At 51.3% G+C, this 21,612-nt stretch carries 16 protein-coding genes; 3 read left to right on the top strand and 13 right to left on the bottom strand.

Annotated elements, in window-relative coordinates; translation table 11 throughout:
* Positions 1-21 precede the first annotated feature (21 nt).
* The 3 genes from rplI to FYJ60_RS08175 all read right to left on the bottom strand — a co-directional run bounded on the left by rplI (position 22) and on the right by FYJ60_RS08175 (position 3,199).
* A complete protein-coding gene (rplI, locus tag FYJ60_RS08185) occupies positions 22-468 on the bottom strand; it encodes a 50S ribosomal protein L9 (RefSeq protein WP_154458187.1) in 447 nt (148 codons plus the stop codon).
* Complete coding sequence (locus FYJ60_RS08180; RefSeq protein ID WP_154458186.1) at positions 465-2,516, bottom strand: DHH family phosphoesterase; 2,052 nt, start codon at positions 2,514-2,516, stop codon at positions 465-467. Before FYJ60_RS08180 ends, rplI begins: the two co-directional genes overlap by 4 nt.
* A gap of 200 nt (positions 2,517-2,716) precedes the next feature.
* The gene (locus FYJ60_RS08175; RefSeq protein ID WP_154458185.1) at positions 2,717-3,199 is read right to left on the bottom strand and encodes a single-stranded DNA-binding protein; all 483 of its coding nucleotides are present in this window, start codon (positions 3,197-3,199) and stop codon (positions 2,717-2,719) included.
* 723 nt (positions 3,200-3,922) lie between these two features.
* Here FYJ60_RS08175 and FYJ60_RS08170 point away from each other — a divergent pair.
* Positions 3,923-4,321, top strand: coding sequence for a helix-turn-helix domain-containing protein (locus FYJ60_RS08170; protein ID WP_154458184.1), 399 nt, complete (start codon positions 3,923-3,925; stop codon positions 4,319-4,321).
* Between the two features lie 53 nt (positions 4,322-4,374).
* Here FYJ60_RS08170 and rfbG read toward each other — a convergent pair whose 3' ends face one another.
* The 4 genes from rfbG to FYJ60_RS08150 all read right to left on the bottom strand — a co-directional run bounded on the left by rfbG (position 4,375) and on the right by FYJ60_RS08150 (position 10,120).
* A complete protein-coding gene (rfbG, locus tag FYJ60_RS08165) occupies positions 4,375-5,535 on the bottom strand; it encodes a CDP-glucose 4,6-dehydratase (protein WP_154458183.1) in 1,161 nt (386 codons plus the stop codon).
* Positions 5,536-5,643: 108 nt separating this feature from the next.
* Positions 5,644-6,600, bottom strand: coding sequence for an NAD-dependent epimerase/dehydratase family protein (locus FYJ60_RS08160; RefSeq protein ID WP_154458182.1), 957 nt, complete (start codon positions 6,598-6,600; stop codon positions 5,644-5,646).
* A complete protein-coding gene (locus FYJ60_RS08155; RefSeq protein ID WP_154458181.1) occupies positions 6,593-8,446 on the bottom strand; it encodes a thiamine pyrophosphate-binding protein in 1,854 nt (617 codons plus the stop codon). The genes FYJ60_RS08160 and FYJ60_RS08155 overlap by 8 nt, the downstream gene beginning before the upstream one ends.
* 201 nt (positions 8,447-8,647) lie before the next feature.
* On the bottom strand, positions 8,648-10,120 hold the full coding sequence (locus FYJ60_RS08150) for a radical SAM protein (protein ID WP_154458180.1): 1,473 nt from the start codon (positions 10,118-10,120) through the stop codon (positions 8,648-8,650).
* Positions 10,121-10,444: 324 nt separating this feature from the next.
* Between FYJ60_RS08150 and asnB the strand changes: the two genes are divergently transcribed.
* The gene (gene asnB / locus FYJ60_RS08145) at positions 10,445-12,412 is read left to right on the top strand and encodes an asparagine synthase (glutamine-hydrolyzing) (protein WP_330579153.1); all 1,968 of its coding nucleotides are present in this window, start codon (positions 10,445-10,447) and stop codon (positions 12,410-12,412) included.
* Positions 12,413-12,637: 225 nt separating this feature from the next.
* Here asnB and FYJ60_RS08140 read toward each other — a convergent pair whose 3' ends face one another.
* Together FYJ60_RS08140 and FYJ60_RS08135 are read right to left on the bottom strand one after the other, a co-directional pair.
* Positions 12,638-12,940, bottom strand: a complete 303-nt coding sequence (locus FYJ60_RS08140) for a hypothetical protein (RefSeq protein WP_205839033.1) — start codon at positions 12,938-12,940, stop codon at positions 12,638-12,640.
* Positions 12,941-13,047: 107 nt separating this feature from the next.
* On the bottom strand, positions 13,048-13,236 hold the full coding sequence (locus FYJ60_RS08135; protein WP_205839032.1) for a hypothetical protein: 189 nt from the start codon (positions 13,234-13,236) through the stop codon (positions 13,048-13,050).
* A 226-nt stretch (positions 13,237-13,462) separates the two neighbouring features.
* On the opposite strand from FYJ60_RS08135, the gene FYJ60_RS08130 reads away from it, so the two are divergent.
* On the top strand, positions 13,463-13,870 hold the full coding sequence (locus FYJ60_RS08130) for a metal-dependent transcriptional regulator (protein WP_154458178.1): 408 nt from the start codon (positions 13,463-13,465) through the stop codon (positions 13,868-13,870).
* Positions 13,871-14,175: 305 nt separating this feature from the next.
* On the opposite strand, the gene FYJ60_RS08125 is transcribed toward FYJ60_RS08130, so the two are convergent.
* From FYJ60_RS08125 to FYJ60_RS08110, 4 genes are all read right to left on the bottom strand, one after another.
* Complete coding sequence (locus FYJ60_RS08125; RefSeq protein WP_154458177.1) at positions 14,176-15,834, bottom strand: ABC transporter ATP-binding protein; 1,659 nt, start codon at positions 15,832-15,834, stop codon at positions 14,176-14,178.
* Positions 15,821-17,578, bottom strand: coding sequence for an ABC transporter ATP-binding protein (locus FYJ60_RS08120; protein ID WP_154458176.1), 1,758 nt, complete (start codon positions 17,576-17,578; stop codon positions 15,821-15,823). The genes FYJ60_RS08125 and FYJ60_RS08120 overlap by 14 nt, the downstream gene beginning before the upstream one ends.
* 346 nt (positions 17,579-17,924) lie before the next feature.
* A complete protein-coding gene (locus FYJ60_RS08115; protein WP_154458175.1) occupies positions 17,925-19,829 on the bottom strand; it encodes an ABC transporter ATP-binding protein in 1,905 nt (634 codons plus the stop codon).
* Positions 19,829-21,598, bottom strand: coding sequence for an ABC transporter ATP-binding protein (locus FYJ60_RS08110; RefSeq protein WP_154458174.1), 1,770 nt, complete (start codon positions 21,596-21,598; stop codon positions 19,829-19,831). The genes FYJ60_RS08115 and FYJ60_RS08110 overlap by 1 nt, the downstream gene beginning before the upstream one ends.
* Between the last annotated feature and the right edge of the window lie 14 nt (positions 21,599-21,612).

Here is a 21,612-nt window from a genome sequence, read left to right as displayed (position 1 = left end):
TCACTGCTTATCTCCCGCCTTTTACTCGGCCGTCACATGGACGGTCAGCTCCGCCGTCACCTGCGGGTGAAGCCTGATGGCAATCTTATGATCTCCCAGCTCCTTGAGCACCCCGTTCATCTGGATCTTTTTTTTATCAAGTTCAAAGCCCAGCTGCTCCCTGGCGGCATCGGCAATCTCGCGGGAAGAGACAGATCCGAAAACTTTTCCGTTCTCTCCGGTTTTAATGGAAACTGTGACGGCAGACGCCTCTATTTTCTTTCCGAATTCCCTGGCAGCCTCCAGCGCCTCTTTTGCCAGCTTCGCATCGTTGGCATTTTTCAGTTTCAGGCTGTTCAGATTTGCCGGGGTTGCCTCTACGCCTTTTTTCTGCGGAATCAGCATATTGCGGGCATAGCCGTCGCTGACATTTACAACATCTCCCTTTTTGCCAAGTGATTTGATATCCTCGGTAAGAATAATTTTCATTCGATTTCTCCTTCCTCTATCATTTCATCCAGGACGGATTTCAGCAGTGTTTTCACCTCATCCATCGTTTTTCCGGTAAACTGGGTTCCGGCCATGTTCAAGTGACCGCCCCCGCCCATCCGCTCCATGATAATCTGGACATTTACCTCATCAATCGCGCGGGCGCTGATATAGATAACTCCCTTATCTTCCGTCAGGACGAAGGATGCCTTCACCTCACGTATATTCAGAAGCTGATTGGCCACCTTCGAGCCGACAATACTGGGGCTCTCCCCGGCATTTGCCGGGCATTCCGTTATGGCAAAGCGCCCTCTGTAGAGTTCTACATTCCGCAGCGCCTCTCCCCTGGCCTTGTATTCCTCCATATCTTCCCGGAACATTTTCCGCACACGGGTGACATCCGCGCCGCACCGCCGCAGATAAGCCGCGGCTTCAAACGTCCGCACTCCCGTATGCTGGATAAAGCCGTCCGTGTCTATCATAATTCCGGCGTACATCGCGTCCGCCTCTACATTTCTGAGCTTAATTCCCTCGGTGAAGTATTGAAGGATTTCCGCAACCATTTCACAGGCAGATGAAGCATAGGGCTCAATATAGGAAAGCACCGCGTCCCGGATGCTGGCATTCCCCTGACGGTGATGATCCAGGACCACAATGGTTCGTGTCTGGTGCAGAAGCTCCTGGCACTCTGTATAATCCGGCTTATTCGTATCGACAACAACCAGAAGTGTGTCTCTGTCCACCATTTCCTTCGCCTCGGAAACCGAAAGAAACATATGCGGATCATAATCCGGATTTTTCCGGAAGCTTTCGATAAAGGGCCGGGTAGACGTGTTCGGCGTATCAATGACGATATAAACCTTCTTATTCAGCGCCTGCGCCGCGCGGCTGATCCCGATGGCCGAACCGAAGCAGTCAATGTCAAAATTCTTATGACCCATGACAACAACCTTTTCCTTGCTGTCCATGAATTCCTTCAGCGCATGCGCCTTGACCCTGGCCTTGACCCTGGTGTTCCGCTCCACGGCCTGGCTCTTTCCTCCGAAGTAGGTAATGCTGTCCCCGTCCTTCAGGACAACCTGGTCGCCGCCTCTTCCCAGGGCAAGATCAATGGCAATCCGGGCGCACTCATAATTGCGGCGGTAAGAACCGTTGTTCGCGCCGATTCCGATGCTCAGTGTCATGGCAATGTCATTTCCGATATTGACGCTTTTGACCTCTTCCAGAATATTAAACTTCAGAGCCTTCATCTCGTTCAGCGAGCGCGTCCGCATCACGACAATGTATTTATCCGACTCATATTTTTTGACGATTCCGTCTACATCCTGCACGTATTTGCTGATCTTCCGGTCAATCAGCGCGGTAAGCAGCGATCTTCGGACAATCTCTACATTTTCCAGAGCTTCATCGTAATTATCCAGATAGATCAGGCCGCAGACCATGGTCTCATCTTCATACTTCCGGATATAGCTTTTCAGCTCCGTCTCATCAAAGAGGAAAAACGCGTACATGTAGGCAGGTTCTTCCGTCTTTTTTTCTATGATTCCTGACTGTGCGATCAGCGGATCAATCTCTACGCTGCGGATCTGCATCCGGTAATCCCTGCTGTCCGCCGAGACATGGTATTCAACCGAATTCCCGTTTTGGGGAAATTTATCCATGGTGATTGTGGAGAACAGACTCGTGATGGATTTACTGTACCGGTGCCGGTCCTTTCCGGTAATGCTCTCAAACGCGTCATTAAACCAGAGAAGATGGCCGTGGTCATCGGTGATGGCATACGGAACTGCGAGTTCCGTGACCAGCTGCTTCTGAACCTGGCCGTAATGGGCCGCAAACGTGACCATTTCGTTCAGGATACTTCTGCTGTAAATGTGATTAACAATCAGTTCTGCCGCAAGATAAGCCAGGATTGCCACTGTAACAAGCATCCCGGCGGGAACGCTGATAAAATAAATCCCGATATCAACGACGACAAAGAACAGAACCAGCAGGATCGGCACCCGCAGCAGACGCCGCAGCTGGCCGGTCAGTTTTACTTTATTCATAGGATTTTCCCGCCTCATTAAAATCTGAGTGTGATAGCCGTGTCCACGCCGGAAAAGCAGACATTATGACGGAAATACCGGCGAAACCACGTGAGTATTATATTCTATCTCACAAAAGGAAGCAAGAGAGGCTGCCGCATGCGGGCAGCCTCTCGGTCTTTCCCTGTTCGGATGAGCAGGTTTTTTCTTATTAATCCGTTTTATTGAAAAGGAAGCTCCTCATCAATTCCGTCCGGAATATTCATGAACCCGTCCGGATCTGCCGTCGGCGCCGATCCGGAACCACCGGAAGCCTGTGCCGGAGCGGGGGCCGGAGCTCCCTGCGGCGGCTGATAGGATGCCGCGTTTTCCGAAGAAACGCTCTTGCTCTCCGCAAAATCCTGTTCTTCAATGACAACATCGGTGGTGTAAACACGTGTTCCGTCATTCTTTGTATAGCTTCCTGTCTGAAGACGCCCGGAAACCACAATTTTTGTGCCTTGATGCAGGTATTTCTCGGCAAACTCTCCCTGCCTGCCAAATGCGACGCAGCTGATAAAATCCGCGGTCTGATCATCATTCTGCCGGCGGAATCTTCTGTCCACAGCGAGGGTATACCTGGCAACAGCCTGCGGATTCTCCCCAGAGGAATAGCGGACAATCGGATCACGGGTCAGACGGCCCATCAAAATTACTTTATTCATAAGACAAATACCTCTGCTTCTCTTTTACTTTTTCATGCAGTGAAAGTGTAACATAGCAGAAAATCAAAATCAAGTTCAGGTGGCATGCGTAAAAATAGCCGCACATTTATTCCGCATTTGCGCACTATATAGATTATTTTTCAGATTATTATATGTTTATATCTCTTATTTCTGAATATAACATTGAATAGCAGTCATTTTTGCAGTATAGTAAAAATAGCTAAAAAAACAACCTGCAGGTAAGCTGCACTACTCTTCCCGGATGCCTTTCCGCATCCGACTCAGGACATCCGGCACATAGCGGCCGCGGCCGTTGTGCTGTCCTCCCCTCTATTCTGGCCGGTCTGTGAACAATCTGCCCGTCTGTTCCAGACCGGCCTGTCTCTTTATAATTATCCAGAATATACGGTTTAGGCAGAATTCTTATTTCTGATCGAAACTCATACTGCTTGCTGTGTATTGGGGCATCTCTCTCTTTTCCAGATCTTCATACTCTATGATTTTTTATTATCAGCAATATCCGTTTCTGTTTCTTAAGAAGGAACCAACACAAAGGCCAAATGGAAGCAAACGAAAGAAATAGTGTGCATTTGCGTAATACACGTTGTCATTTTGTATACTACCCGTATTATGATGGGGATATTAAAATAATCCTGCAGGGCGTCCTTTTGTCCTGTTCACTACTTGCTTTGTTACTCTGATTGAAGGACGGGAATTTCAGGAATGCCAGAATATTCTTCAGACGAGAAGAACAATTTTACGACATATGATGTGAACGGGCGTCTGCTGGAGCTCCTGAAAAACTGCGGCGTCAGTAAGTATCAGGCAGCCCGGATTGCCGGTATTTCCCGGGGAACGGTTTACAGCTGGTTCCGCCGCAGCAATTCTCCCAAGGTATCAGACCTGGAGGCAATCTGCCAGAAGGTTTTTCACATGACACTCGCCGATTTTTTCCGCAGTCCGAAAGAGGATATCATTCTCGGAGACAGTAAGGAAGCGGTTTTTCTGGAACAGTTCCGCACGCTGACGGAAGATCAGAAATCCCGCCTCTACGAAACCGTGGACGACTTTGTGCAGGCAAATGCCAACCGCAGCCGTTCCGGAAATAAAAACCGCCGGTAATCATCTGCCTGCGTTTTTTTCTATTTCTATCGTTCCTCTCTCAGATGTCTTCTCTATCCGTTTATCCGAAAAAACTCTCTGATTTCCGTGTCCATTTCTTCCGGTACGATTTCCGGGTCAGCAAGCATCCGCCCGCTGAACTGCACCGTTTTTTTCATGCAATCTCTGATATGCCAGCGGGGGGTCCAGCCCAGCCTGCTCCGGATCAGACTGGTGTCCAGTTTCAGAAGGCCTGCCTCATGAGGCGCCTCTTTCTCCGCACGGCTCTCCCATTCCGCCTTGACCGGGAGAATGCTTTCACGGTTCCACTCCTCGCAGAACAGGCTGACCAGTTCTCCCGCCGCGACGCAGTCCGCGTCGTCCGGGCCGACATTATAATATCCCGAACACTGCCTGTCTTTTTCCTGCCTTTCCGCTATCAGAAGATATGCGCCAAGCGGTTCAAGCACATGCTGGAAGGGGCGGGTAGCGTACGGATTTCTGACGCCGATCACCGCGGTATCCTTCCGGTTTTTCCATGCCTGTTCCACCGCCCGGATAGAGTCCGGAAGTATCCGGTCTGCGGCAAAATCTCCTCCGCCGATCACGTTTCCGGCGCGGGCCGTGGACAAAGCAAGAAAGCGCCTTCCCTCTCTTCCGTCCGCATCCGCAAAGAAGGAATTCCTGTAGGAATGGGTGGCAAGCTCCGAACAGGATTTGGAATTGCTGTACGGGTCAAAGCCGTCCAGCGGGTCTGTCTCCCTGTAACCCCAGACCCATTCCCGGTTCCGGTAGACCTTGTCTGTCGTCACGTTCAGTGCGGATCGGACAGAGTCCTCCAGACGGATGCATTCCAGGACATTCACCGTCCCCATGACATTCGTTTCATAGGTTTCCCTCGGATTTCTGTAGGACTCCCGGACAATCGGCTGCGCCGCCAGATGAAAGACGATTTCCGGCCGGAAATCATGAAAAATTTTCTGCAGTCTCCCGAAATCCCTGATATCGCCGATTTCCGAGCGCAGCTGGCCGGACTCTGCAAACCGGGAAAAGCCCGCCATGGAATACAGATTCGGCCGGGTAGGAGGTTCCAGGCTGTATCCCTGCACCTGCGCTCCTGCCAGAAGCAGCATCCGGGTCAGCCATGTTCCCTTAAATCCTGTATGCCCCGTTACCAACACTTTCTTATTCCTGTAAAAGTCCAGCCTTTGCCTCCCTGCGGTGTTCCGTTCCATTTTCTACCCCTCCGCTCATACGTTTTTTATACCATGCATTTTCGGCAACTGTGCCTGAGACAGTCCCCGTCTGTTTTTCGTTTTCCCATGTACTTCGGACAGCGGTGCCTAAGACAGTTCTTCCTGCTCCGGCCCACACTCCCTTCTGCATTCTTCGATCAGTTCCCTGATCCCTTCCGTAAAACTTATCCGGGGCACAAATCCGGTATCCCTTGTCAGAGAGCTGATATCCGCACAGAGCTTCATCACGCTGTTCCCGGTATAGGGAACTTCCCCGTACCCGACAGGGAGCCGGTAGCCGGAGAGTCGTGCCGCCTCTTCCACATACTCACGCAGAGGCTTTTTCTGTCCGCTGCCCAGGCAGTACACCGCTGATTTCCCGCAGCGTTCCCCTGCCAGATAAAACGCGCGCCCGGCGTCGTCGGCATTCAGATAGTCCCACTCCTGGATTCCCTGCGTCATGGCAATATGCTCTCCCCGGATCATTTTTCTGACAAGAAAACCCATCAGCATGTCTTCCTTGTCCCCGATTCCGTATGTGCTGAAGATCCGCATCCATACCACCGGAATTCCCAGCTTCTCTCCTTCCAGCCGCGCCAGCCTTCCTGCCGCGTATTTGCAGATTCCGTAAGCCGCAGCCGGATGCTCCGGCGTATCGGGGGAAATCCTGTCCAGATTCAGCGGCCCGTACTCGGCCTGGCTGCCCGCGCCGATAAAAAGCCTGCAGGAAAGCGCGGCAGCAGAGCGCAGCGCGTCAATCGTAAAATCAATATTCTCTGTCTGAAATTTCACATCGCCGTTTTTTGCGCGCCCGGTATGCCCCCAGCCAAGGTGATAAAAGACATCACACCGCTCCGGAATACTGCCCGGCAGCGAATCCAGATCCGACAGGTCACACTCCAGCTTATGAATCAGCGGATGTTCCGGAAGAACCGACATCCGTCTGGATCCCGGCCGGATCACCGCGTATACCTCCGTATGGTTTAACACACACTGCCGGATCAGCGCGCGGCCGATCAGCCCCGTCGGGCCCGTAATAACCACCCGTTTCTGTGTCTCACTCATTCTTTTCTCCCACTTCCATAATTTTCTTCAGCTCTTCCCGGTCAAGGAACGGCGCCATATCTTCCAGCGGGGCGGAAACCATTTCTCCTGACGGGAGTTTTCTTGTACTTGCCTTCGGGTCCGTAGTCTGCGCGGGATCTACAAATGCCTCCGCCAGCAGCACCCCTTCTGACGCAAGAATGCGGTCCACAAACCTGTCCACATCCTCGTTTCTGCGGACGCTGATATAAGGGATTCCATACGCGCCCGCTATTTTTTCCATAAAGGGAAAACTGATATCACCGGACTCCGGACCGATGCCGATAAAATTATCATGGAAATAATTGTGCTGTGTCTGTTTCACCGTATGGTAGCCGCCATTATTGATCAGGACAATCTTCAGCGGAATGCGGTTGTGCACAATCGTCTGCAGCTCCTGCAGATTCATCTGGATGCTGCCCTCTCCGGTAACAACAGCCGTCAGCCTCTCCGGCGCCGCCAGCGCAGCACCGATTCCTGCGGGAAGCCCGTAGCCCATGCTGGCTGTCGTGGCATTGGCCAGAAAGCGCTGTCCCTCCCGGATATTGGCGGCCTGGCTGAAAATGATCCGCGACTGGCCGGCGGATACCACCATGGTACTTTCCAACGGGAGTTTTCCGGTCAGGACATCCGCAAGATGATAAATATTCGCCTTTCCGGGCAGCATCTTCTCCTTATTTACAAGGGGATAGTTTCTCCGCCACTCCAGACACATGCTCCGCCAGCCCGCATAGCGCTCGCGGAGCAGCGGCGCCTCTGCGGTGTCCAGAAGCCCGTTCAGTTTATCCAGAAGGCTCTTCACGTCACAGGCAAGCGCCAGATCCGCGTGAACCGTATCCTTCCGGATCTCCTCCGGATCAATATCATTGATCATACGGAATGCATTGCGTCCCCACACACCGTCAAAACCGGTCTGATTATAGTTCAGCCTGCTTCCGAGAGACAGGATGACATCGCTGTTCTGGACGGCAAAATTTCCCGGCCGTGTTCCGGTGGTTCCGCACCTCCCCGCAAACAGCTCCGAATCTGTCGGAAACGCATCCACGGAGCTCATTCCGTCCACGACGGGAATCCCTGTTTTTTCCGCAAAGAGCATGAAATCTCTGTGTGCCCCGCCCAGCCGGATTCCATTCCCGGCAAACAGGACCGGCCTCCGGGCAGTCCGCAGATGTTCCAGCACGGTTTTGGCCAGTTCCTCCGGACATTCAAATCCGGATTCCGTTTTTTCCGCGCAGTCTTTCCAGCCGTCAGCCGTATACACGCGTCCGGTAAAAAAGCCATAGCCCTCCTGCGATTCCGGGGAAATGTCTTTTGTCTGAATATCCATCGGAATATCAATCCAGCATGGTCCGGGCCGCCCCACTCTGGCCAGGCAGAAAGCTTTTTCCATGTGATACCGGATCGTATCCGGGTTCTTGATCATCACGGCATATTTGGTGATCGGCTCCGCCACCCGCACAATCTCGCACTCCTGGATCCCTCTGCTTCTCAGCGTCAGGCCGGATTCACATGCCATCGTCGCCAGACGGGAATTCCCGCTGATGACCAGAAGCGGAATCGAATCCTGCCAGGCGCAGAGCACTCCTGTCAGCGCATTTGTCGCTGCCGGCCCGCCGGTTGTAGAAACGACTGCCATCCGGTTGTTCACCCTGGCATATCCTTCTGCCGCCATGGCGCAAGCCTGTTCGTGATGGTTCAGCACGCAGTGAAGTCTTTTCTCAGACTTAAAAGAATCATTCAGGTGCATGGCAAGTCCGCCCGGCACCATAAACGCCGTTGTAATACCGTTTTCCACCAGAAACTGTGTCACATAATCTGATAATTTCATTCTAATCCCCCATCCGGCAAACGCATCTTTCCCTCATATTCTTCTACATTCTATCGGAAACAGCAGGGTCCCGCAAGCACAGCAAAAGACTGCCGCCCCGCACGCGCCAGATGAATCATAATAAATTCATTCTGAACGCGTGTGAAGCGGCAGTCCAAAAGCCCGGCACAAAAGTTCTGTCCGGCTTTCCGGAATCAGACATCAGATGTGATTGGTTCCGTCCGCATGCTCGAATGCGGCAAGATCCGGATGTTCCCTCTTTTCTTTCGTATAATTCTCGTAGGTCGGTTTTTTATGAACCTCGGATGCCCAGATCTCATCGGCAACCGGCTTCCAGTTCTTTGCGTAATCGTCGCACTTTGCGCAAAGCTCATCCGCGGATTCCGGAGCCTCTTCATTGGTCTGGTGTGCCCCGGTCTTCGCAACCATCTCCCGCAGCAGCTGCGGATTCTCCAGCATGGGACAGGGACGCAGATGATTTCTGTTGAACGGCTGGCCCTCATGATATGCCATAAACAGCGGGCTCTGCAGCATTTCCAGAACAGAATTCTGGTGAATGTTTGTGTTAGAGTAGTGAATAAATACGCAGGGCTCCGCGTCACCGCTGGAATTGATATGGAAGTAGTTTCTTCCTCCTGCGATACAGCCTCCCACATACTCCCCGTCATTCTGGAAGTCCATGGGATAGAACTGAATATCACTCTTATCCGAGCGAATATAGCGGATACGCTCGATCATATACTTTCTCTGCTCCGGAGTCGGAAGCAGATCCGGAACTGCGTTTTTTCCGGTCGGCATGTAATGGAAGTAGAAGCCGAACTTCGCTCCCTTGCGCTCCAGCATGTGGAAGAACTCGTCGCTGGTAACCGCGTCGATATTCGCCCTGGTGTAGCAGACGGAAGTACCGAACAGGATTCCATACTTCTTCAGAAGATCCATAGCCTTCATCACTGCCGCGTAGTGACCGTTTCCGCGGCGTCCGTCGTTTGTCTCCTCCGTTCCCTCAATAGAAAGGAAGAAAGTCATGTTTCCAAGCTCTACCAGCTGTTTGCAGAGTTCCTCGTCAATCAGCGTAGAATTGGAGAATGCCGCAAAATAGCAGTCATTATGCTTCTTGATCAGCCGGAGGATATCTTTTTTCCGCACCATGGGCTCTCCGCCTGTCATGAGGTAAAGATACACGCCGAGCTCCTTGCCCTGGGTAACAATTTTGTCCATATCTTCAAAGGACAGATTATTTTTATGTCCGTAAGTTCCGGACCAGCATCCGGCACAGTGCATATTGCAGGCAGAGGTCGGATCGAACAGAATCAGCCACGGAATATTGCAGTTGTATTTTTCCCTGTTCTCCCGAATCGTCTTGGTTCCGCGAAGGAAAGCCTCGTAACCGAGATTCAGAAGCGTCATTTTGGCAAATTTCGGATTGATTTCATCGATCGTTTTATCAATAAACTTCATCCAACGGTTGTCCGGATCCTGGATTGCCGCCTTAACCGCAGCGATTTTCTCCGGTGTGAAAGATTTTCCGAAGAATTTTTCCGCAAGATCCATGAACTTCAGATAAGTTTTTCTCTTGTCAGAACTTTTCTTTACATCTCTAACCAGGCCATCAATGACAACGCCAATCGCCTGACGCTCTGCCGCATGTCCCAGTTCCTGAATTTTAGAAGCCATAGTATCCTCCTTTAGTTAAACACAGGCGTATTATAGTCCGAATTTTACGGGAATTCATGGGACAAACTGCTGTTTTCGTCCGAAATGGAGCCGCGTTTTCCCACTTTCGCAAAAATGTAACCCTGAAACGCGGCAGGGCTTCTTTCTTACCTGTGTACGCATGAGTCTCTCGCGCTGTTCCTCTGCTTAAAAGAGCTCTCGCATCGCCGCAAGTACTTTATTTTCTTACTTGCGGGTATTTCCCGTCTGCTCTATACTATCTGTTAACTGAACCCTGGTTCCGGCTATCCGCTGAACCGGGGAGAGGAATTAAAAAGCGCCTTCATGATTTATTTCTATTTTGAAGATATTTCCCTGCGGGCGCAGAGTCAGCAGCTGAAAGGAGTCGCGCACATGTGTGGAATCTGCGGATTTACAGGAACTCTTCCGGACGGAAAAACCGTCCTTACGAATATGATGAACCGGATTATTCACCGGGGGCCTGACGGGGGCGGGCAGTTTATCAACGAAGATATGACCATGGGATTCCGCCGCCTGTCCATCATTGACCTGAACACCGGCGACCAGCCGATGTTCAATGAGGATAAAAGTCTGGTCATTACCTTCAACGGTGAGATCTATAACTATAAGGAGCTGAAAGAGGAGCTGATTGCCAAAGGGCATATTTTCAGCAATAAGGCAGATACAGAAGTCCTGCTTCACGGCTATGAGGAGTGGGGCGAGAAGCTTCTGGACCGGCTCCGCGGCATGTTTGCTTTTGTTATCTGGGATATCCGGAAAAAGGAATTGTTTGCGGCACGCGATATGTTCGGCATCAAGCCGTTTTATTTCACGGAAATTGACGGTCACCTGGTATACGGCTCGGAGATCAAAAGCATCCTGGAGTTTCCCGGCTATCACAAAGAAGTGAATCTTCAGGCTCTGGAACAGTATCTGTCGTTCGAGTACTCGGTTCTGCCGGAGACTTTCTTCAAAGGAATCTTCAAGCTGATGCCCGGCCACTACATGCGCTGGAAAAACGGGGAAATGGAAATCTGCCGCTATTTTGATCCCATGCTTGCCCCCACGGACCAGCCGGTAAACCACGAAGAGCTGATCGACCAGATTGACAAGACCCTGCAGGACTCCATCCGCTATCACATGGTCAGCGACGTAGAGGTTGCCTCTCTCCTGTCCAGCGGTGTGGATTCCAGCTACGTGGCCACGCAGTTCCACGGCCAGCACACCTTTACCGTCGGATTTGATTATGAAACCTACAACGAAATCCCCTATGCGCAGGAGCTTTCCAAGAGCCTTGGCATTGACAATGAGAGCATGGTGATCAGCACCGAGGAATATTGGAAGGAGCTTCCGAAAATCCAGTACTACATGGACGAGCCCCTGGCCGACGCCTCTGCCTCTGCCCTGTATTTTGTAGACCGCATGGCTGCGGACAAGGTTAAGGTTATCCTTTCCGGAGAGGGATCGGATGAGCTGTTCGGCGGCTATGTCATTTACCACGAGCCCATGTCTCTGGCGCGCTATGAAAAGCTCCCGAAAGGTTTCCGGAAGGGACTTGCTTCCATAGTAAAGCATATCCCGGGACATCCGAAGGGGAAGGGCTTTATTCTCCGCGGTTCACAAAGCGTGGAAGAGCGCTTCATCGGCAATGCCAATGTTTACTCCACCGAGCAGCGGAACCGGGTCCTTCGCTATCCCACACCGGATTCCGATCCGAAGTATTTAACAAAGCCTTACTACGATAAGGTAAAGGATCTGAAAGATCCGGAAAAAATGCAGTATATTGATCTGAACTTCTGGCTGATCGGCGATATTCTGCTGAAAGCAGACAAGATGAGCATGGCACATTCCCTGGAGAGCCGTGTTCCGTTCCTGGACCGCAAGGTTTTTGAACTGGCAAGAAAGATACCTCTTTCCGAGAAAATCAATGACGAAAACACAAAGGTATGTTTCCGCGAGGCCGCGCACCGCTATCTCTCAGACAGACAGGCATCCAAAAAGAAGCTTGGCTTCCCTGTTCCGATCCGGATCTGGCTTCGCACTGATAAATACTACGAGATTGTAAAGAAGGAATTTACCAGTCCGGAGGCAGAAAAATTCTTCCACACGGATGAACTGGTCAGGATTCTGGACGCGCATAAATCCGGGAAAGAGGATTACGCCCGCCATATCTGGGTGGTCTATATGTTCCTTCTCTGGTACCGGGAATACTTTACCGAAGGCGGCTGCAGCGTGAGCATCGAGGACGAGCTTGCCATCGAGGAACGCCGGAGAAACAAGGTTTACGCCTGAATCCGGCGGCCGCCGGGTATGTAACGCAGAGCCCTGGGTCACAAAAGTCAAACGGTTCGCATGATTAAGATCTGACAGGCATTCAGGGTGATGCTGCATGAAAAATAAAAAAGGGCTGCTGTCCGAAGCGGGACATGAATGATTCATGTGCCCGGCATACAGGACAGCAGCCCTTTTTATCCAGTAAGCGCACCGGCCGACGGAGGTGACGGCCGGATTGCGATTTTACACCGCAGCAGCTTCCGCCTCTCTCGCGGCTTTGCGTGCCGCCGCTTCCGCAAGCTGGCGCTCTTTGTTCTTCTTCGCGACTTCCATCATCGCGTTATACATATCTTCTCCGACGCACTGCTTTGCATACTTGCACCACTGCACACAGCTGAGCGCGTCATTGTAGACTGTCGTTCCGCAGTGCTCACAGGTCACCTCTGTATCGGTGGAAAAAATTTCAATCGTGTGTCCGCACTTCGGACACTTTTTTTCTCTGATCGTAGGAGTTTTATCCCTTCCCTGGCATCCGAACATCATCATAACAACCGCCTCCCATTATCTCCGACCCGGCCGGTCCAGACTGCCGCGCAGCACGTTAGCTGCCGGAGGAATCTGCCGGAATAACCGTTTTCCGCTTTCCAGGTAGATCATAGCGCCTTTTTGAAGAAAAATCCGTTGCCTATGTTACATTTTTCCGTGATATGCGGAGAGAGTTTTTTTACGCCGCTTACTCCATATCCCTCAATGCCGCATCCATCGGTATTTTCTTTATTTTCCTGTACTCCGACAAATTGACCAAAGGACATGCGGCCAGATGAATCCAGTACGTTGCTCATGCTCCTGAGGCTGATTGCTATGGTTGACAATGACCTTTCGTCCTTTTTCGTGTTCCGAGCGGATGAAGGCCGCCTTATCCTCCCGCCGCCCGACAGGGTGCCGCGCCTTTCTGCCGCTTGAAAGGGATCAGCTGTCCGCCCTCTCTTGATTTTACGGAGGCATAAGCGTATGATTAGATCATTAAAGGTTTTTAACATCAGTTAAGGAAAATGGAGATTTTTAACTATGACCATTCAGAAATCTGCGGAGGATTACCTTGAGGCAATGCTTATGATGAAGGAGCAGCACGGATATATCCGCTCCATTGATGTTGCCAATCATCTTGGCGTTACCAAACCCAGTGTAAGCTACGCGACAAAAAGGCTGCGTGAAAACGGGTATATCACGATGGATCATTCCGGCTTCATTACGCTTACCGACAGCGGAATGGAGATTGCAAGCCGTATTTACGACAGGCATAAGGTTCTTACCCAGCTATTCATCACCATCGGCGTGAATCCGGAAACCGCGCGGGAGGATGCCTGCAAGGTTGAGCATGATCTCAGCGAGGAAACCTTCTCCGCCCTGCGGGGACACGGGGAGAAAATGTCGGCGCTGATGTCCCGGATGCAGAAGGATGCGGACAAGGCATAAAAAAGTTAGATTTATTTAATTTAGGTATTGACACTTTCCCGCGTCTGTTATATTATATTTTTGTGGTTAGTAATATCTAACTACGCTGCATACAAATCCTTTCAAAATTGTGATCAGCGAAACGCCACGCAGATCGCAGCATCCGAACCGGGGAGGTGCCGCAGCCTCCTCCGGGTGCCGGATGCCCTGAAGGAAGACATTTGATTCACCCATCACAACTTGACGGATGTGCCCATCACACATCCTACCTCCTTGAAGAACGCCGGTCGCACATGCCGGCGTTTTTCACATTTCCCATTTCCGATTCAAATTTCCGAAGATGTATTTTTCCCCTGCTCCGAAATTTCAATGATTCTCGTACTTCCCAGCGCGGCGCTCAGGCGATGGGAGATGGTAAGAACCGTCCTTCCCTCTGACGAATTTTTCAGGGCGCGGATAACACGGGCCTCCGTCTCCGCATCCAGACTGGCCGTTACCTCATCCAGAAGAAGGATTGCCGGATCCGTTACCACGGCCCTGGCAATGGACAGAAGCTGCAGCTGTCCTCTGGAAAACTGCTGCGGATCCATCGGTGTGTCCAGTCCGGAAGGAAGGCCGTCGATAATTTTTTCAAGTCCCGCCAGCCTTACCGCCTTCCGGATCTGCTCCTCACTGATTCCTGTGTCATAGATCGTAATCTGATCCCTGACCGTCCCCGGCACCGGGGCAAAACTTTGCTCTACATAGCCGTAAACTTTTCTTTTTTCCTCCGGTCTCAGGGAGCAGGGGCAGCGTCCGGCCAGATTGACTGAACCACTGTCCGGTTCATACAGACCGGTCAAAAGCCTGAAAATGGTGGTTTTTCCTGCCCCGGTTCTTCCGGCAAAGGTGACCATCTCCCCCCTTTCCACGGAGAAAGACAGATCGTTCAGTACAGGATGTTCTTTCTCGTAGCCGAATGTCACATGCTGGAAACTTACGCAGGCATCCTGTTCCGGACAGGAATCGGCCGGATTCCACTCCGGTTCACTTAAAAATTCATTGATATGACCGATAGCCGCGGCCGCTGACTGTATATTCTGGATTTCCATGCCGATATTTTCCAGCGGGGCAAATATTTTATTCACATAGGCCATCATGGCGACAGCCGTACCTACCGAAATTCCGAAAAAGGACCGCCAGGCATCTCCCTTCGCCGCAAGAACCATCATCACCGCGGTAACACACGCCTGTGTCAGCAGGATCACCGGAGAATAAATGCTGTCGATAAGATTTGATTTTTCCACCGCGTCATAGCTTTCACGGATATATCCGTCATAAGTATCCTCCATATATTTTTCCGCGTGCAGGACATGAATCATCCGGATACAGCGCAGTGTTTCCGGCACATGGCCGTTCACTCTTGCAATCGCCCGGCGGTTGGCAAGCTGTGCTTTATTTGCCCGTTTCTGACAGACCCTGGTAAACAAAAACAGAAGCGGCGTAACCGCCGTAACCAGGAGTCCCAGACCCGGTGACCTTGTGAAAATGACGGCAAGGATGCCGATCACCTTAAACAAATCCGCAATCATGCTGACCACGCCGTCACTGTACAGGACATCAATCGCATCCCCGTCGTTCGTAAAGATGGACTCAATCTTCCCGCTCTCATGGCTGTGGAAATAATCCGCCGGAAGCCGGCCCAGCTTTTCACACAGGGCAGATCGGATACCGTGTGTAACCTTCTGTCCGAAGATGGTGATAGAAGCATTCTGTGCCGATTCCAGAATGTCCGCGATTACAATAAAAAGGAAATACAGAAGAGCCAGCCCCCAGGAAACATCCCGATAATCCGTAAGAAGATTTACCGCTCTTTCCAGCACAAGAGGCGGAATCAGAGAAGAAAACACCGAGGCGGCGATAATCAGGGTCAGGCCGGCTATCAGCCCTTTGTTTTTTGAGATCACCTTCCGAAGTGATTTCCGGAGAAGCTCATGATTTCTCATCGTAATCACCGCCTTTCATCTGCTCCCGGAACAGCGTCCGGTAGCCGGGTTCCTGTTCCAGCATTTTTTCATGCGGCAGAAATGTTCCTGTCCCGTCATGCAGATAGAGAACATGATTAAATTCCGGAAAATGCCAGAGCCGGTGAGACAGGATCAGTATTGTCCGGTCCCCGCAGTATTCCCGTATGGATTGGAGAATCTTCGTCTCTGTGGTTTTGTCAACGGCAGCAAACGGGTCATCCAGGATCAGAACCGATCTGGCGTGAGCCAGAGTCCTTGCCAGGGCGACTCTTTCCTGCTGCCCTCCGGAAAGCATGGTTCCTGCTTCTCCCGCTTTCCCGTGTTCCGTCCTCTGCATGGCCTCCAGATCCGCGTCCATAGCTGTCATTTTCAGGAAGAATCCGGTGTCAACCGGCGATCCCAGAGATACATTCTCCGCTATGCTCAGATTAAGAAGCTCCGGATCATGCCCCATCCAGGTGATCAGAGAACGTTTTTCTTCCTCCGTGAGTGTCCGGAAATCCTTTCCGCCCACCAGAATCATCCCTTTATAGGGGGCTTCTCCGATCAGGACCTTACCGAGAAGAGACTTGCCGCTTGCGATTTCCCCTGTCACCCCGACGATTTCTCCCGGACGCACCGTAAAATTCAGATCCCTCAGGTAATCGGCACCGTCATATCCGCAGCTGACATGACGAAAGGCAAGAGAAGCCTTCTCTACCGGGGCATCCGCCGCGTCCGGAGTATCCTTTACCGGGTCTTTCATCAGCGGCTGGATTCTGTGCCAGGAGACGCTCGCCTTCTGCACCGCATTAAACAGCTTTGCCGCATGCGATGCCTTTACTGCCAGCTTGGTAAAGCAGGCAAGGAAGGTCGTGAATGCCGCAATATTCCAGGGCGTCCATCCGGTTCCGTTTACATTTCTCGCCCCGAAATAAATCACCATGACCGCTCCGAACATGGCAATCGCGTCATACAGAGGAGTCATGGAGCCTTCAAAAAGATTAGCCGCCGCGCTTTTTTTCTCGTAATCCGCAAGCGCCTCCTCATATTTCTCATTGCGGTTTTCTTCCCTTCCGTAAACGCGGTAAGTCAGCGCGTTGCCAATCCGGTCCATGGTCTGCCCGCTCAGGGAAGCGGCACTTTTCTTATAGGCCGCATTCGCGGCTGTGACGTTTTTTTTCAGCCTGTCCGCGGCAAAATAGGCTGCCGGGGAGAAAATACAACTGAGAATGGCAAGCCGCCAGTCATAATAGACCAGCATGCCGATGTAGGCCACCATAACCACACCGGTATCAAAAATCTCCGTCGTGAACTTTCTCATCCCTTCCACGCAGGAATCCACGTCCGCGATCGCCTTGGTAAGCAGCTGTCCCAGGCCCTCTTCCGCCAATTCCTTCTGACTTGCGTGGACAAGACTGTTATACAGGCACCGCCGCATGCTGCGGCTGACATTATTGGCAAACCGCCTGACGCCGAAACGCTTGACTGCCCGCATCAGCTGCACCAGAAAAATAACTGCCACATACGCCGCAGCCAGAACTCCCATATCCCGGAGTACGGCCTTTCCCCGGATAATGTCATAGAGACACTGGGCGAGTCTTCCCTCAAAATAAGGTCCGGCCAGCATACCGACGTTATAGATCAGTCCTGAGACCGTGACGACAATCAGAACCGGAATTTCTGCCTTGAAATAAGAACGAATTCTGTCCGGGTGATCCGGCTCTCTCGTATTCGTGTGCATTTCCAATCTCCTCCATGATTTCTGGGAGATCCGCCGACGCCTGATAAACAGCATCCCGGTATCCTTATCTGGATTATACTACGTCTCTTCTACTATACAAACCTGTCTGCAGCATCCGGAAAATTTCTGATGATCTCTCGCTTTTGTTTAACAAATCCCTCTTTACCGTTTCACTTTAAGGCTCCATCTGCATAAAAAAATATCCTCCATATTCCGTGCATCCTTGTTAAGACAACACTGAATATAGAGGACAAATCTGAACAGCCGAATGGCAGCTGCTTAAGAAATTCTAAAGTTCCGGTGAAAAAGCGATGTCCGCCCGGCTGTTTCTTTTACAGATTTTCCGTCAGGAGATGGAATTTCCTGTGTACAGCTGATAATACCTTCCCTTCTGCTCCATCAGCTGCTCATGGGTACCTCTTTCTATAATGCGGCCCTGCTCCAGCACCATGATACAGTCCGCATTGCGAACCGTGGACAGCCGATGGGCGATGACAAAGGATGTCCTTCCGTTCATCAGCTTGTCCATGCCCTCCTGGACGATCTTCTCGGTTCTGGTATCAATCGAGCTGGTAGCCTCGTCAAGAATCAGGGCCGGCGGATCCGCCACCGCTGCCCTGGCAATCGCCAGCAGCTGTCTCTGACCCTGGCTCAAGTTTGCCCCATTGCCCGTCAGAACAGTATCATATCCTTTCGGGAGACGCCGGATAAAGCCGTCCGCATTGGCAAGCTTTGCGGCATCCTCGATTTCCTGATCTGTCGCGTCCAGTTTTCCGAAACGAATATTTTCCCGGACCGTTCCGGTAAACAGGTTGGTGTCCTGCAGAACAATTCCCAGAGAATGACGGAGGTCTGCTTTCTTTATTTTGTTGATATTAATGCCGTCATAACGGATTTTCCCGTCGGCAATATCGTAGAATCTGTTTATCAGGTTTGTGATTGTTGTTTTTCCCGCCCCTGTAGAACCGACGAAGGCTATCTTCTGCCCCGGCTCCGCGAACAGTGTGATATCATGAAGGACCAGCTTTCCGGGAACATAACCGAAATCCACATGATCCATGACGATCTCGCCCCGCTGTCTTCTGTATTCTACCTGGTGTGTCTCCTGGTGCTCATGTCTCCATGCCCAGATTCCTGTGTGTTCCTCACACTCTGTCAGGGTTCCGTCGGAATTCTCCTTCGCGTTGACCAGACGCACATATCCCTCATCCACTTCCGGGGTTTCATCCATCAGACGGAATACACGATCCGCTCCGGCAATGGCCATGATGACCGCATTCAGCTGCATGCTGACCTGGTTGATCGGCATATTAAAACTCTTGTTAAAGGAAAGAAAGCTGGCCAGTCCTCCGACCGTCATCCCGCTGATGTGGAAGATGGTAAGAATCCCTCCGACAATCGCGCACAACACATAGCTTACGTTTCCCAGCTGCGCATTGATTGGCATCAGGATATTGGCAAAATTATTCGCGGAAAACGCGCTCTCATACAGCTGATTGTTCCGTCTGGTAAATTCCTTTTTAATTGCTTCCTCGTGATTGAATACCTTGACAACCTTTTCCCCGGCCATCATCTCTTCAATATAGCCGTCCAGACTGCCGAGGTCCTCCTGCTGCTTCATGAAGAACTTTCCGGAGAGTCCTCCCAGTTTTCCGGTAACCAGGAGCATAATGACAACCATTCCCATTGTCACAAGCGTCAGCGGAATGTCCAGAATAATCATGCTGACCGTAACACTGACGATCGTAATGGCACTGTTGACAAGCTGGGGGATACTCTGGCTGATCATCTGCCGCAGGGTATCAATATCATTGGTGTACACGGACATAATATCGCCGCGCACATGTGTGTCGAAATAGCTGACAGGCAGCGTCTCCATGCGCTCAAACAGGTCATTGCGCAGATTCTTAAGCGTTCCCTGCGTCACGTAAATATTTATTTTGTTGTAGGCAAAGGTACTTGCCACACCAATCCCGTAAAAAACCGCGACTCTGGCAATCGCCATGGCAAGCGGTCCGAAATCGGCCTTGCCCGGTGTTGTGAGCATCGGCGTAATATAATCATCAATCAGATTTTTGATAAACAGAGTTCCCTGTACATTGGCCAATACGCTGACAAAAATCAGCACCAGAATCAAAATGACATGGATTCTGTATTTCCTGTTCACATACTGAAGCAGCCGGTTAAGAGTCTTTCCCGGATTCTTTACCGATGACTTCATGCCCCTGGGCTGCGGTCCATGTCCCGGCATTACTGGTCACCTCCTTCATCAAAATCCCCGTTTCCGCCCGTCTGTGATTCATAAACCTCTTGATAGATTTTATTGGTTTTCAGAAGATTTTCCGGTGTATCAAAGGCGTCTACATGACCGTCATCCATGACGATAATTCTGTCTGCATTCTGCACACTGGAAATACGCTGTGCAATAATCAGGCGGGTGGTATCCGGTATGTCCTCCTCCATCGCTTTCCGTATTTTCGCATCGGTGGCGGTATCAACGGCGCTGGTGGAATCATCCAGGATCAGGATTTTTGGTTTTTTGAGCAGTGCCCTGGCAATACAGAGTCTCTGCTTCTGTCCTCCGGAGACATTGCTTCCTCCCTGCTCAATATAGGTGTTGTACCCCTCCGGCATCCGATTGATAAACTCATCCGCACAGGCAATCCGGCAGGCCTCCTTGCACTCCTCTTCTGTGGCATTTTCGTTTCCCCAGCGAAGATTTTCCAGAATGGTTCCGGAAAACAGGACATTTTTCTGCAGAACCACAGCAACCTGGTCCCGCAGGGTAACAAGGTCGATGGTTCGGACATCCTTTCCTCCGACCCGGACCGCGCCCTTGTCCACATCGTACAGCCTGGACAGAAGGTTCACGAGCGAAGTTTTCGCGCTTCCGGTCCCCCCGATGATGCCGACCGTCTCTCCGGAACGGATGGACAGATTGATATCGCGCAGCACCGGCTCGCCGCTTCCCTTCGCATAGCTGAAATCTACATGGTCGAAGGCGATGCTTCCGTCCGAAATCTCGTAGTCCGGATTTTCCGGGTTCGTCAGATCCGGCTTCTCATTTAATACCTCGCTGATTCGCTCGGCACTGGCCTCGCTTATCGTAACCATGACAAATACCATGGCGACCATCATCAGGCTCATCAGGATATTCATGCAGTAAGTCAGCAGGCTCATAAGCTCTCCCGTTGTCAGCGTCGAGGAGACAATCATCTTTGCCCCCAGCCAGCTGATCAGCAGGATGCAGGTATAGACAGTGGCCTGCATCAGCGGGGCGACCACGACAAGGTTGTTTTCCGCTTTTGTAAAAAGCCTGTAAATATTTTCCGACGCCCGATGTTCCTTCTTTGTCTCGTAGTCCTCTCGGACAAACGCCTTGACGGCGCGAATTCCCGTGACATTTTCGTCAATGCTTTCGTTCAGATCATCGTATTTCGGGAAAACCTGGGAAAAATACCGGGTTGCCCTTCTCATAATGAAGAAAAGCAGGAGACCCAGGACAATGACAGCCACCAGGTAGATGCTTGCCAGATGGGAATTGATGGTAAAAGACATGAACAGCGCCACAATCATGCTGATCGGCGCCCGCGTGAACATCCGGAGCAGCATCTGGTAGGCATTCTGGATGTTTGTCACGTCCGTCGTAAGACGGATGACAAGACTGGACGTGCTGTATCTGTCGATATTGGAGAATGAAAATCTCTGGATGTTATAGAACATCGCCTCCCGCAGATTTTTCGCGAACCCGGCCGATGCCATTGCTCCGTACCGGCCGCCAAGAACGCCGCAGATAAGGCCGCACACCGCCAGAATCAGCATGCGGATGCCGATGGAAATAATGGCGTTCATATCTCCTTTTTCCACGCCATCGTCAATAATGGACGCCATCAGCAGAGGAATCAGCATTTCAAAGATTACCTCTCCGACCATAAACACAGGGGTCAGAATGGAGGGGATCTTAAATTCTTTGATCTCTGCTGCCAGCGTACGCAGTACACTCTTTTTTTTGCTCTGCATAATTCTCCTTTCTT

Origin of the sequence: Bilifractor porci, assembly GCF_009696005.1 — a bacterium.
Taxonomy (GTDB): Bacteria; Bacillota; Clostridia; order Lachnospirales; family Lachnospiraceae; genus Bilifractor; species Bilifractor porci.
The sequence above is the reverse complement of the archived record's forward strand: the minus strand, read 5'-3'. Positions and strand labels throughout refer to the sequence as shown.